This is a genomic window from Amycolatopsis sp. WAC 01375 (assembly GCF_003947325.1).
Lineage (GTDB): Bacteria > Actinomycetota > Actinomycetes > Mycobacteriales > Pseudonocardiaceae > Amycolatopsis.
This window is the reverse complement of record NZ_QHHW01000026.1, coordinates 210,190-223,671: the sequence shown is the minus strand read 5'-3', so window position 1 is coordinate 223,671 and position 13,482 is coordinate 210,190. Positions and strand designations below refer to the sequence as shown.

The window sequence follows — 13,482 nt, the reverse complement described above, 5'->3', positions numbered from 1 at the left end:
TCACCCAAACCCACTGCGACGCCATCGCCCTACGCCTCAACACCCGACCACGCCCTACCCTCGACCTCCTCACACCAGCACAAGCACTCGACAAAGCACTACTTGCAACAACCAGTTGAAACCGCCGCCCTTCACGACATCCCCACGACCGCGAAAGCTCACGTGAGCGCCTCTGACCGGAGTCCTTCACGGACCGGCCTGGCATCAACCGCAGCCGGAACCACGTAGGTACCTAAGACACCCTTGGCTCTAACGACACTTGCCACTCGCGACCCCCCATTGAGAACCGCGCATCTAGCCATCAATCAGACATTTCACCGCTCGAAAGTGTCCCTTGTGGACGCTCGGGGCTTGACGCGTGCCTCGAGTAGCTCGCGACCTTCAGGGTGGGCAAGGAGGCCTTCACGGACAGGCGTACGGGACCCGGTCAGACCCAGCCGATCCGCTCGTAGAACGGCGTGATCCACGCTCGGAACCGCTCCCCGTGGACCTCCTGGGCGGCGGCCACGATGGCGTCCGGGTCTTCGGCCGGTGTCAGGCCCCGATCCTGGAGCCACTTGACGAACTCTTCGTGCGAGCCGCTGTGGTCGTCGTCTTCCTCGCGGAAGTAGTCGGCCGAGTCGTGGTCGACCATGACCTCACCGTCGTAGCCCAGCAGCCGCAGGAAATCCCGGAAGTCGCGGGCGACGACCTGCTCGCCGCCCTCGTCGCCGAAGACCACGACGGGCGAGAGGGCGAGATCCGTCTCGTCGCCGGTTCGCCAGATCGCGTATGTCGAGCCGCTCCCGTTCGCCTGGGCGAAGGGAATCACGCGCGACAGGAACTCCGGGTCGTCCAGCTCCTTGGGGAAACGGTCCTTGTCGTCGTAGTCGTACAGCTCGAAGCCATCGGCGATGAAGTCGCCGGCCGAGTCGTAGAGGTCCTTCAGCTCGTTCAGGACGGGGATCGGTGAGTACACGCCAGGCAGCATAAGCGAGACAGAAGTCCGTGAAGGCCTCCTTGAGGGATCTGGATCCCTCAAGGAGGCGAACTCACGTGATTGGGGACGGAACTCGCGTGATTGGGGACGGAACTCGCGTGATTGGAGGCGGAACTCAGGTCGAGCGGCCAAGGAAGGCGAGGAACCGGGCCTGGGCGTCGGCGTCCGCGGGTGGTTTCAGCCGGGGGCCGAAGGTGCCCGGCGTGCGGCTGATGATCAGCCGGGCGAGCGAGAACGACGGCGCGATGAGGTCGGGTTCCATGCGCACGTCCACGCCGAGGGCGGAGCCGATGTCCCAGGTGTGGACCAGGGTGTCGAAGGTCAGCAAGGCCAGGTAGTCGGTGACCGTCGCATCGGGACGGTTGGCCACGTACCACGCCGGGGCCGGCCGGTCGAGTATCTCGCCGGTGACGACGGCGTCGGTCGCGGAGCGTGTCGCGCGCCATGCGGCGAGCGGGTCGTCACCGGCCAGTTCGCCGGGCTTCTCGGAGCCCGCGGGCCCGTTCTCCACCGCGAATTCCTGGCCGCCCGCGTGCTGCCGCAGCACCTCCAGACCCCAGATGACGTGACCTGTCACGTCTCGCACCGTCCAGTGTTCGCACGCCGACGCCGTGTGCCACCGGTCTTCCGGCACGGCCGCGAGCACGGCGTCGAAGGCGTCTTGTGTCCGCCGGTAGCGGTCCGCGATCTCGTTCATGGGCACCTCATTTCAGCGTCGCGTCGATGGCGGCCATCAGCTGTTCGGGTCCCGGCACCAAGGCCTTGTCGAGCGCGAGGGCGTACGGGATGACGGTGCCGTCCGGGCGGCACACCCGCCTCGGCGGTGCCACCAGGTCGAACTCCTCGGCCGCCGTCGCGACGATCTCCGCCCCGAGCCCGCACATGCGGTTCGAGTCGTCGATCACGACCAGGCGCCCGGTCTTGTCGACCGATTTGCGGAGGCATTCCCAATCGAAGGGGTACACCGTCCGTGGGTCGATGATCTCGATTTCGGCCCGGCCGCCGAGGCTCTCGGCGACCTCGATCGCCGTACCGACGTGCTGGCCGACCGCCACCACCGTCAGGTCGCCACCCTCCCGGACGACGTTCGCCTCGCCCAGCGGGACGATGTCCTCTTCGCCCGCGTAGACCACATCCGTCGCCCCCAGCAACGACGACGGGGCGAACACGGCGACCGGGTCGGGATCCTGGATCGCCGACCGCAGCAGCCCGTACGCGTCCGCGGGCAGGCCGGGGACGACCGTTTTGATCCCCGCGTGGGCGAGCAGGCTGTACGGGTTGTCCGAATGCTGGCCCGCCCAGCCGAACCGCGAACCCGAACCGGACACCAGGTAGGTGACGGGGATCTGCACCTGCCCGCCGGTCATCAGGGAGAACTTGTGGGCCTGGTTCACGATCTGCTCGAACACCAGGTAGATCAGCGAGGAGATCTGGAATTCGATCACGGGCTTCTTGCCCGCCATCGCCGCGCCGGTCCCGAAACTGGTGAAAGCCTGTTCGGACAAGGGCGTGTCCAGCACTCGCTCCGGGCCGAACCGGGGCAGCAGCCCCGACGTGACCCCGCTCGCGCCGACGCCGACGTCCTCGCCGAGCAGGAACACGTCTTCGTCGGCCGCCATCTCGGCGTGCAGGGCGAGGTTCATCGCGTGCATGTAGCCGAAGTTCGACGGGGAAGGCAGCTCGCTCACAGGATCACCCCGGGCCGGACGGCGGTCGTTCCCGCGTACAGGTACATCAATGCGTCCTTCGGATCGGGCGACGGGGCGTTCCTCGCGAACTCGACCGCCTCGTCGATTTTGTTCTTCACAGCGGCGTCGATCTCGGCGACGACGTCATCGCCCAGCAGGCTTCCCAGCAGAGGAATCGGATCCCGCTCGCGCCACCGGGCCACTTCCTCGGGATCGCGGAACTCGACGCCCAAGAGTTCGAGCACGGAGTGATGCCCGAAGAACCGGTACGTCTGGCATTCCAGGAACGCCGGGCCACGGCCCGCGCGACACCCTTCGACCAGTTCCGCCGCGGCCTCCTCCACCGCCTCGACGTCCATGCCGTCGACCGTGCGCGCGACCATCCCGAAGCCTTCCGCGCGCCGTGCCGCGCCGCCCGCGAGCCCCGATTCGAGTTTGAGGCTCGTCGCGTACATGTTGTTCTCGCAGACGAACAGCACCGGCAGCGACCAGATCGCGGCCAGGTTGAAGGCTTCCAGCAGGACACCTTGGCTCATCGCCCCGTCGCCGAAGAAGCTGACGACGACCTCCGCGTTCCCGCGGGACTTGGCGGCCCAGGCGGCGCCGGAGGCGATCGCCCCGCCGGCACCGACGATCCCGTTGGCGCCCAGGATGCCCAGCTTCATGTCCGCGGCGTGCATCGACCCGCCGCGGCCCTTGTTGAAGCCTTCGAGGGTGCCGAGGAGTTCGGCGAGCAGACGGCGCGGATCGGCGCCCTTCGCCAGCACGTGCCCGTGTCCCCGGTGCGTGCTGGTGATGAAGTCCCGGTCGGTCAGGTTCGCGCAGATGCCCACGGCGACCGCTTCCTGCCCGATGTACGGGTGGATGCCGCCGTCGATCTCACCGGCGATGGCCATCGCCAGGCAGCGCTCTTCGAACTCCCGGATCTGTTTCATGGACCGGTACAGGGCCATCCGGTTTTCACTGGTCATTTTCGCGACAGCCCTTCTGCGGAAGTCGAGACGAGCATTCGGTCGACGTAACGAAGCAGCGCGTCGTCGTCGGGACTCGGCACGACGATCGGTTCGAACTCACTGCTCGGCCGTCCGGTGGGAGAAGCGGATCCGAAAAGCAACCTCAGGATGGCGTGCTCCTCGGGGGAATGGGCTTCGAGCGACGAAAGCCAGTCCGGCACCGGCCGGACGCCGATCTCCGTGCCGGTGCTCCGCAGGAGTTCGACCAGATGGGTGAGCCGCATCGGTCGTCGGCTCGCCAGCACGAACCGGCTGCCGTCCTGCTGCTGCTCCATGCCGAGCCGCGCGAGTGTGCCCGCCGTTTCGTCCACGGCGATCCACGGTTCCTCGATCTCGGTGTCGGGTGCGCAGCCGAGTTCGAGGATGATCCGCAGCACCCGCAGCATGATGTCGCGTGTGTTGCCCTGTCCGGTGCGCGAGTCGCCGACGATCCGGGGCAGCCGGTAGATCGCCGCCGGCATCCCACGCTCGTGCGCGGTGGTGATCAGCTGCTCCGCATGCGACTTGGTCTCCGCGTAACCGCTGCGGGAACCGTTTTCCTCGCCGGCGGAGATGGTCGACACGAACTGAAGCCGCTTGAGCCGGGTGGTCGCCGCGAGCCGGATCAGTTCGCGGGTGCCGTCCACGTTGGCGCCTGCGAGCTGTTCGTAACTGGAGAGCGCGTCGACCCGTGCGCCGTTGTGGCAGATCAGGTCGATCTCACCGGCCAGCCGCGCGAAGGTCTCGGCGGTGAGCCCGAGTCCCGGCGCGGCGAGATCACCGGGGACGACGGTGATCCGCTCGTGGTCGACCTCGTCCCACAGGCCGTAGCGGTCCAGGTTCTCGCGCAGCCGATGCCATCCCGACGCTTCGTCGGCCGCGCGGACGAGACAGTGCACGCGCACGTTCTTCCGCGCCAGCAACTCGCGGACCAGGTACGCCCCGACGAAGCCGGTGGCCCCGGTGAGCAGGATCTCCGAAGTGCCGGACTCGCGTGGTGGCAGCTGGTCCGGGAGGACGCCGCGCAGGACGGCCGCGGGATCGAACGAGCGGGCATCGGTCCGCCGCTCACCGTTGATCTCTTCGGCCAGCTTCGCGATCGTGGGCCGCTCGAACAGCGTCCGCAACGGCAGGTCGATCCGGAGGGTTTCCCCGATCCGGACGGCGAGTTGCGCGGCCTTCAGCGAGTGCCCGCCGACGTCGAAGAAGCTTTCGTCCCTGCCGACGGTTTCGCGGCCGAGGACCTGCGCCCAGATCGCCGCCAGCTTCTCCTCGGTCGGGTTGCGCGGGGGAGCGGTGTCGTCCGCCCGGGTTTCGCCCTCGGGTTCCGGTAGCGCCCGGACATCCAGCTTTCCGTTGATGGTCAACGGGAGTTCGGGAAGCGACACGAACGTCGCGGGCACCATGTACTCCGGCAGCACGCTTCGCAGGCGAGTACGCAGAGCGGTGTCGTCGAGAACGTCCGGCACCTTGACATACGCGACGAGCCTCTTCTGCCCGGCGCCGTCTTCACGGGCGATGACAGCGGCCTGCGAAATGTCCTCAGTGGACAGAAGGGCGGCTTCGATCTCGCGGGGTTCGATGCGGAAGCCGCGGATCTTGACCTGGTCGTCGACGCGGCCGAGGTACTCGACGTCGCCGTCGGCGTTGTGGCGGACGATGTCCCCGGTCCGGTACAGCCGGTCGCTGGTGGTGTCGTGGCGATTGGGGACGAACTGCTCCTCGGTGAGCTCCGGCTGTCCTCGATAGCCCCGTGCGACACCGGGTCCGGCCACGTGGAGTTCTCCCGGCACTCCGATCGGCGCGAGCTCGCCGCGCTCGTCGAGGACGTACACACGCGTGTTGCCGAGCGGACGGCCGATGGGGATTCCGGTGACGTCCTCGGGAACAGGCGAGGGGATCGGGTGACACGTGGCGAACGTGGTGCATTCGGTGGGGCCGTAGCCGTTGAAGAGCCGCGTACCGGGAAGTGCGGCGACGGCGCGGCGGATATGGGTGACCGACAGCGCCTCGCCGCCCACGAGCAGACGGCGGAGCCCGCTCAGCGCCGAGGTGTCCTCGTCGACGATGTGGTTGAACAACGACGAGGTCAGCCACGCCGTGCTGATCCGGTGCCGGGTGATCGCGTTCGCGAGCGGCCGGGCGGTGAGCACCCGTTCGGTCGAGATGACGCAGGTGGCGCCGGTGAGGAGGGCACCCCAGATCTCGAATGTGGCGGCGTCGAAGGAGATCGCCGAGGCGTGCAGGACCACTTCGTCCGGGCCGAGGACGCCCTCCGGCAGCCCGGTGACGAGCCGGATGATCGACCGGTGCTCGATTTCGACGCCTTTCGGGCGTCCGGTCGAGCCGGAGGTGTAGATGACGTACGCGAGATCGCGCGGCCCCACTCCGGTCTCCAGCGCGGTCGCCGGCTCCTCTTCGAGGGTCGGGTCGCCGATCAGCTCGGTCGCGATCACCAGCCGCGCTCCGCCGTCGGTGAGCAGAAGCCGTTGGCGTTCCTCGGGATACTCGGGGTCGATCGGCAGGTACGCGGCGCCGGTCTTGAGGATCGCGAGCAGAGCGGTGATCAGCCCGATCGAGCGGGGCAGGCAGACGCCGATGACCGTTTCCGGTCCGGCGCCCAGCGTGCGCAACCGGTGTGCGAGGCGGGTGGACCGGATGTCGAGTTCGGCGTAGGTCAGGGAATCGTCACCGCAGACCAGGGCTGTCGCTTGTGGACGGGCGCGGACCTGCTCGGCGAACACCGCGGGCACGGTCGCCCGGGACGGCAACGCCTTTGTCGTGTCGTTCCAGTCATCCGTCAGCAGGCGGAGCTCGGAATCGCCCATCATCGACCACGCCGAAAGCGGCCGCTCCGGTTCGGCGACGACGGACGCGAGCAGCTGCCGGAAGTGCCCGGTGAAGCGTTCGATCGTGACCCGGTCGAACAGCTCGGCGTTGTAGTCGATCCGCGCTTCCAGCACGCCGCCGGAGTCCGCGACCCGGCATTCGAGATCGAACGGTTCCGCTTTCGTGCCGACCGGCGAGACGTCCGGCGACGGCCCGTCCACCAGCCGGAACACGACCTGGGTGAGCGGAGTGCGGCTGAAGTCCCGCCTGGGCGCCAGTTCCTCGACGAGGCGCTCGAAGGGGATGTCCGGGTTCGCGTACGCGCCGAGCGTGGTTTCCCGTACACGGCCCAGCAGCTCCGCGAAGGTGGGATCGCCGGAAAGATCGGTGCGCAGCACCAGCATCTTGGCGTCGAACCCGGTCTGCGGCTCGGTCGTCGGCACTCCGACCGTCACGTCCGTGGTGCGCGCGTAGCGGGACAGGACGACGTCGAAGGTCGCCAGCAGCGTCATGAACGGCGTGACGCCGTGACGACTGCTCACTTCGCGGAGGCTCTCGGCGACGCCGGGATCCACGGTGAAGGGGAGTGAGTCGCCGCGGTAGGCCGCCATCGGCGGGCGTGCGCGATCCGTCGGCAGTTCCAAGGCCGCGGGTACGTCGTCGAGCTGTTTCCGCCAGTAGTCCAGTTGTCCGCGCAGTGCCTCGAAGATCGGCTCGTCGGGGTGTTCCAGCGTGTGTTCGACGAGCCGGACGAGCCTGCCGACGAGCCGTGTGGCGGTGGAGCGGTCGAAAAGACTGGTGCGGAACACCAGTGAACCGTGCAGTTTGCCGTCCTGCAGGTGGGTGACCAGCTCCAGATCGAACCGGGTCGCGACCCCCGCCCACGGCACGCTGGAGATCTCGCCTTCGCCGGGGGTGGGGAGCTCCCCGTTGTGCACGACCACGACGTCGAAGATCGCGTTGCGGCCCGCGTCCCGTTCGGGCCGGACCTCGGCGACCACCTGGTCGAACGGCGCCTGCTGATGCGCGTAGGCGTCGACCATCTTGGTCCGCGCCACCTTCAGCAGCTCGCGGAACGACATCGACGGGGTGATGTGCGTGCGCAGCACCACGGTGTTCACGAAGAAGCCGAGGACGTCGGCGAACCGGCGGTCGTCGCGACCGGCCAGCACCGTGCCGATCGTGACGTCCACCTGTCCCGAATGGAGGGACAACAGGGCCTGGAACACCGCGGCCATGGCACTGGAGAGGGCGCAGCGATTCCGCAGGGCGAAGGCGCTGAAAGCCTTGGTGAGCTCGGCGGGGAACTCGAAATCGACGTGGTCGCCCGCGAAGCCGGGATTACCCGTGCGCGGCCGGTCGGTCGGCAGCCGCAGCGGCTCGAAGCCGTCGAGTTCACGCCGCCAGTAGTCGAGATGCTCCGCCACGGAACCGGTGCCGGCGCGCTGCACCGCGACGAACTCCTCGTAAGTCACGTCGAGCGGTGCGAGGGTCTCCGCCCCGTAGAGCCTGACGACGTCCTCGGTCACGATCTGGATGGACCGCCCGTCGGTGATGATGTGGTGGTTCACCAGGCACAGCACGGCCGATCCGTCGGCGCATTCGACGACCATCGCGCGTACCGGCGGCGCCGCCGCGAGGTCGAACGGTTCACTGACCAGGTCGGCCGTGTGCTTCTGCCACTCGTTCTCGCCCGGCCCCGCGGTCCGCCGCGCCACCGGGATGCGGAAGCCCGGTGTCGGTACGGCCGCGGGTGTCCCCGATCCGTCCACGACGAACCGCCAGCGGAGCACCGGATGGCGGTCGACGAGCGCGCCGAGCGCCTTGTCGAGCGCTTCGAAATCGACGCCGTCGTGGAACCGGAGGACGATCGGGATGTTGTACGCGGCGCTGGTCCGGTCGAGTTGCTGCACCAGCCACAGCCGCTCCTGTCCGAGCGACAACCTCATCGACTTCTCCTTCATCCGGCGTTCGCTCGTAGGGCGGCGACGACCTCGCGGTCCGTCGCGGCTTCGATCAGGGCCTTTTCGTCGACTTTCCCGTTGCGGGTGAGCGGGATCTCGTCGACCACCACCCAGCGGGCGGGTATCGCGTAACTCGGCAGCTGCCGTGACAAGAACGCGCGCAGGGACCGGAAATCCGTGTCCTGCCCGGGGCGCGCGACGACGGCCGCCACGAGCTGAGGGCTTTGGCCCGGCTGCCGGGCGACGACGATCACGGCGTCGCGGAGACCGGGGTGACCGGCGAGGATGGTGCCGATCTCCTCGGTCTCGATGCGGTGGCCGTCGAGTTTGATCTGTTTGTCCGCGCGGCCGAGGAAGAGCACGTCGCCGTTCGGGTCGAGCCGGACCAGATCACCCGTGCGATACAGGCGTTCGTCCACGTCCGGGGAGAAGTGGCCGAACCGCTTGCCCGTTTCGGTCTCGTCGTCGAGATAGCCGTCGGCCAAACCCGCTCCGGCCGCGTACAGTTCGCCGATCCCGCCGGGCGGCACGAGACGCGCGTTCCGGTCGAGAACGAAGACCTTGGTACCGGCGATCGGCCTGCCGATGGGCAGCGGACCGTCGATCTCCGCGCTGCCGCGCACGGTGTGCGTGGTCGTGAAGGTGGTGTTCTCGGTGGGCCCGTATCCGTTCGTGAGCACCAGGCCGGGGTACGACTCGAGGACTCGCGCCGCCGCGTCGTGGGGGACGACCTCGCCGCCGCTCAGGAGCCAGCGGAGTCCGGCGAGCGCCTGCGGCCGTGACTTGACGACCAGCCGGAACAGGCTGGCGGTCAGCCAGGCGACCGTGACTTCCCGTTCGGTGAAGAACTTTTCGAGCTTCCGGACAGTCGGAAGCCTTCCGGGGAAGGCCTCCAGCGTCGCGCCGTTGAGCAAGGTCACCCAGATCTCGTACGTCGACGCGTCGAACGCCAGCGGCGCCATCCGCAGCACCCGATCACCCGGGCGCATCTGGAGCTCCGGCGTCCGCGCCAGCCTCGTGACCGCGCGATGCGGGACGACGACACCCTTCGGTTCGCCGGTGGAGCCCGAGGTGAACGCGATGTACGCCGTCCTTTGTGGATCTTCGCTGCTTGGCGATGGCTCGGGATCAGAGTCGATCTCCCCGCCAGGGAGCCAGGAATCGACCCGGACGAGCTCGCGCAGGACGGGATGGCCCGCCGAGGCGGCGTCGACCACCACTGCCGCGGGCGCCAGCTTGCCGACGATCCGCGCCAGCCGTGCTTCGGGCGCGTCTTCGTCGAATCCCGCGTATGCGGCGCCGGCGCGGACGATCGCGAGCAACGCCACGATCTCGCCGACGGATCGCCGGGTCGCGACGAGCACCGTGTCCCCGGGCCGGACCCCGGCCCGCCGCAGCACACCGGCGTACGCGCCGGCGGCCCGCGCGAGCTGCCCGTACGTCAGCTCGGCGCTCGCGTCGCGGACCGCGACCGCCTGCGGCCGGAGCTCGACCTGATCCAGGAACAGGCTTTCGATGCCCGCCGGAGGCGTGTCCGCGCCGACCAGCCCGTCGAGGATGCGACGGTGTTCCGGCGCGATGCAGCGCACGTCCTCCAGCGAACCTTCGAGGGAAGTCAGCTCGTTCATCGCGGCGGCGACGTCGTCGACGAACCCGTGCTCGGAGCCTGGCACTTCGGTGACGAACCGGACCTCGCCGGAGCGCAGATCCCCGTGCAGCGAACTGAGCACGAGATCCACCGGACCGTCTTCGACGACGCCGACCGGGTGGACCGACCCCAGGAAGTCTTCGATCCGGGCCTCGTCGTCGACCCGGATCCGGATCACCCGCCCCGCGATCGAGATCGCGGCCTCGCCCGCCGCCGTCCACCGGCACAGGGTGACCGCGAACGCGGCCAGTACCAGTGCCGCGCGGCGGTACTCGGAGGGCTCGACCGCGAGCTCGGCCTTCAGCTCGTAGTGAGCGGCGAGCACATCAGGCATCGGCCTCGCTGCTCCCCGCGCGCTTGCGCTCCAGCCGGACATGGAGGTGATCGGGCCGCCGGAAGATGTGGCCCCGCTCCCGCAGCCGCCAGAAACCCGGCCGGACGCCGTCGAGCGAACCGCTGAGCCGGACGCCGCCGAACCGCTGCGACAGCCGCTCGAACAGCGTGTCGAACTCCGCCAAGGCCAGCTGGATGCCCAGGCAGGTGTGCGGGCCCGCCGAAAACGCCAGCAGCCGCTGGTCGGTCCGCTCCGGGCGCCACGAATCCGGGTCCTCGAAGGCGTTCTCGTCGCGGCTCGCGCTGCCCAGCGAGAGCAGCAGCGCGGACCGGCGCGGGATGTCCACCCCATGCAGGTTCAGGTCCTTGGTCGCGTACCTGAGGATGGTGTGGCTCGGCGGTTCCCACCGCAGCGTCTCGCGGACCACCTGGGTGCGGTACTCCCGGTCCGCCAACGTCGACAGGTCGACATCGTGCGCCAGGATCGCGTACATGATCTTGCCGATGGTGGCGACGCTCGTCTCGGTGCCCGCCAGCAGGAACAGTGTGGCCGTGCCCAGCATGGACTCGTCGAGCGGTTCGCCCGGCGGGAAGACGAGGTCGAGGAACGGCATGCTGTCGCCCTCACGGCGACGGGCGAGCTTGTCCTTGAGATAGTCGATCAGCTCCGCCTTGGCCGCGAGCGCCGAGTCCAGCGAGGTCGCCGGGAACTCGATCGCGCCCGCCAGCGGAAGGACCCGGGGGCGCAGCCAGGCCGCGTCCTCCGGCGGCAACCCGAACAGCCGGGTGACCATCGCGTACGGCACGCCGACCGCGACCCGCTCCATGAACTCGACGTCGACCTTGTTCTCGGCCCCCATTTCGGCCTCGATCGAGTCGAGGACCTGGTCGACCGCGGGAACGAGGATCTCCGTGCGAAGCCGCTTCACCGATCCGCCTGCGAACAGCGGCATGAACAGCTTCCGCAGATCGCGATGGCGGGGGCCGTCGGTGTCCAGCAGGGTCCGGCCGAACAGCCGCCTGCTGCTGCGCATCGGGAAGCCGCTGCCGACCTCGCGATCCGACAGCAGGTTCTGCACGTCTTCGAACCTGGTGACCAGGAAGGCGTTGAACGCCTCCGACCAGTACACCGGCTCAGAGCGCCGGAGCTCTTTGTAGATGGGCCAAGGGTCGGCGAGGAACTCGTCGGAGCTGAAGTCCAGCTTCACCGTGGTGGGGCTCATTTGTCGCCTCCGTTTCCGACCAGCTCGGTCCGGGACTTCAGCTGACGGGCGGCTTCTTCCGAGGTCAGCCGGATGGACTCGGTGGTGCCGTCGTATCCGCCGGTGAGGGCGGGCAGGACCTCGTGCGCGAGCCCCGTCAGCTGTTCGAGGGTCGCCTGATGCGAAACCCACCTGGGGACGAAGAAGTTCAGCGACACCGGGTCACCGACGCGGTCGAGGAGATCGCGGATCCGGGCGGCACAGGTCGCGGCGTCGCCGACGATGAACCCGCCCGTGTCGACGAGGTTCTGCAATGTCTTGCGGTGCGCGACGGGGGAGTCCGGGATGGGCATGCCCAAGGTGTTGCGGTACAGGCCGCGGCGCAGCGCGGAAAAGCCCTCGAGCAGTTCTTCCACGCCCGCGGCGGGGGAGTCGGCGATGTGGACGAAGACGTTGCACCGGACCCGCGTCCCGCCGGCGGACTTGTTCCGGTACGACTCCACCCGCTCGGTCAGCGCGCCGACCGGATCCGGGTCCATACCGGGCCGGATGGAGCCCCAGGGCGGCGCCACGTGGACGGTCGGGGTCGTCGCGGTGTCGGTCAGGAGCTCGATTCCGGCCGGGCTGAGCGAAGACGCGACGACGGTCTCGATGGCTCCCGCGCCCCTGAGCGGCTGGAGTTGCAGGACGGCCTTCTTCGCGGTGAACCACGGTGTCGTGGTGTTGACCGTCTCGCCGTTGAGCAGCGCTTGCACCGTCGCCAGCGCGGCCCGGAAGTGATCGCGGACCGAGGCCGGATCCACCCCGATCATTTCCATGTCGTGGACGTAGGTCCCGGTGCCGACACCCAGGATCGCCCGTCCGGCGGTGAGGTGGTCGAGCAGCACGATCCGTTCCGCGACATGCAGGGGATGGTGATACGGAAGCGGAATCACGCCGGTGGCGAAGTGGATGCGGCGCGTCTCGCGGGCCAGCGCCGCCATCAGCATCTCAGGGGAGCTGAGCGTGCTCCAGCCGCTGGAATGGTGCTCGCCGAGCCAGATCTCGTCGAAACCCAGGTCGTCGACCAGGCCGCACAGCTCGATGTCGCGCTTCAGCGACGCGTGCGGGCTGACCGAAGGGTCGTGGAAGGGAGGCAGGAAGCAGCCGAAGGCCTTGGTGTGCGTGATCACTGGAACTCCTGATCTTGGGTCCGGGGAGAGGGGCTCAGGCCGACGGGACCTGCTCCAACAGGTAGTCGCAGAACTTGTCCACAGTGGTCAGATCCTCGTTCTCTTCGAGGTCGATGAACACGTCGAGCTTCGTCTCGATCTTCTCGATGAGCGCCAGGTACTCGATGGAGCTCATACCCGTCTCGGGGAACTCCGTGTCCGCCTCGATGGTCTGGTTTTCCAGAACGCCGCCTGCGACTTCGGACAGGAGAGAGAAAATCTGCTGACGCAATTCCGTCCGCGCGTCTTCCGCGTTCATGTGTCCCCTTTGCTGAATCCGCGCATACGGGCGCGAATGGATGAGTTCGAAAGGTGTTCCCGCCGTGATCGGGCGCGGCGGACCAGGCCGGTGGTTTCAGGCCTGTTTACGTTGGTGCGGCAGAGAAAAGCACCACAGTGTGCGCTCTGCCGTTCCGCCCAGTGACTCCATTGTGTCTCGAAGCGCCCGCGATCCGCAACCGTCCCCGTCGCCGGTGTTCTTTGTTCTTCGCGGATACGTCGTGAGTGTTTTGGGTCGTTAGAGCCAAGGGTGTTTCAGATACCTACGTGGTTCCGGCTGCGGTTGATGCCAGGCCCGAGTCCGTGAAGGCCTCCTTGAGGGACCCAGGGTCCCTCAAGGAGGCCTTCACGGACTTA

Annotated in this window: 9 protein-coding genes; all 9 read right to left on the bottom strand. The window is 68.2% G+C overall.

From position 1 onward, the window contains the following. Positions 1-427: 427 nt before the first annotated feature. Positions 428-958, bottom strand: a complete 531-nt coding sequence (locus DL991_RS16625; protein WP_125785218.1) for a hypothetical protein — start codon at positions 956-958, stop codon at positions 428-430. A gap of 136 nt (positions 959-1,094) precedes the next feature. Continuing rightward, the gene (locus DL991_RS16620) at positions 1,095-1,676 is read right to left on the bottom strand and encodes a TIGR03086 family metal-binding protein (RefSeq protein WP_125785217.1); all 582 of its coding nucleotides are present in this window, start codon (positions 1,674-1,676) and stop codon (positions 1,095-1,097) included. 7 nt (positions 1,677-1,683) lie between these two features. After that, positions 1,684-2,667 carry an alpha-ketoacid dehydrogenase subunit beta gene (locus DL991_RS16615; RefSeq protein WP_199746475.1) on the bottom strand — a complete coding sequence of 328 codons (984 nt, stop codon included), beginning with the start codon at positions 2,665-2,667 and terminating at the stop codon, positions 1,684-1,686. Beyond that, complete coding sequence (locus DL991_RS16610) at positions 2,664-3,638, bottom strand: thiamine pyrophosphate-dependent dehydrogenase E1 component subunit alpha (RefSeq protein WP_125785216.1); 975 nt, start codon at positions 3,636-3,638, stop codon at positions 2,664-2,666. Before DL991_RS16610 ends, DL991_RS16615 begins: the two co-directional genes overlap by 4 nt. Then, positions 3,635-8,437 carry a non-ribosomal peptide synthetase gene (locus DL991_RS16605; RefSeq protein WP_158634429.1) on the bottom strand — a complete coding sequence of 1,601 codons (4,803 nt, stop codon included), beginning with the start codon at positions 8,435-8,437 and terminating at the stop codon, positions 3,635-3,637. Before DL991_RS16605 ends, DL991_RS16610 begins: the two co-directional genes overlap by 4 nt. Before the next feature lie 11 nt (positions 8,438-8,448). Next, on the bottom strand, positions 8,449-10,434 hold the full coding sequence (locus tag DL991_RS16600; protein WP_125785214.1) for an amino acid adenylation domain-containing protein: 1,986 nt from the start codon (positions 10,432-10,434) through the stop codon (positions 8,449-8,451). Further along, a complete protein-coding gene (locus DL991_RS16595; RefSeq protein WP_125785213.1) occupies positions 10,427-11,656 on the bottom strand; it encodes a cytochrome P450 in 1,230 nt (409 codons plus the stop codon). Before DL991_RS16595 ends, DL991_RS16600 begins: the two co-directional genes overlap by 8 nt. Then, complete coding sequence (locus DL991_RS16590) at positions 11,653-12,807, bottom strand: LLM class flavin-dependent oxidoreductase (RefSeq protein WP_158632639.1); 1,155 nt, start codon at positions 12,805-12,807, stop codon at positions 11,653-11,655. Before DL991_RS16590 ends, DL991_RS16595 begins: the two co-directional genes overlap by 4 nt. Before the next feature lie 34 nt (positions 12,808-12,841). After that, complete coding sequence (locus DL991_RS16585; protein ID WP_125785211.1) at positions 12,842-13,105, bottom strand: acyl carrier protein; 264 nt, start codon at positions 13,103-13,105, stop codon at positions 12,842-12,844. Positions 13,106-13,482 lie beyond the last annotated feature (377 nt).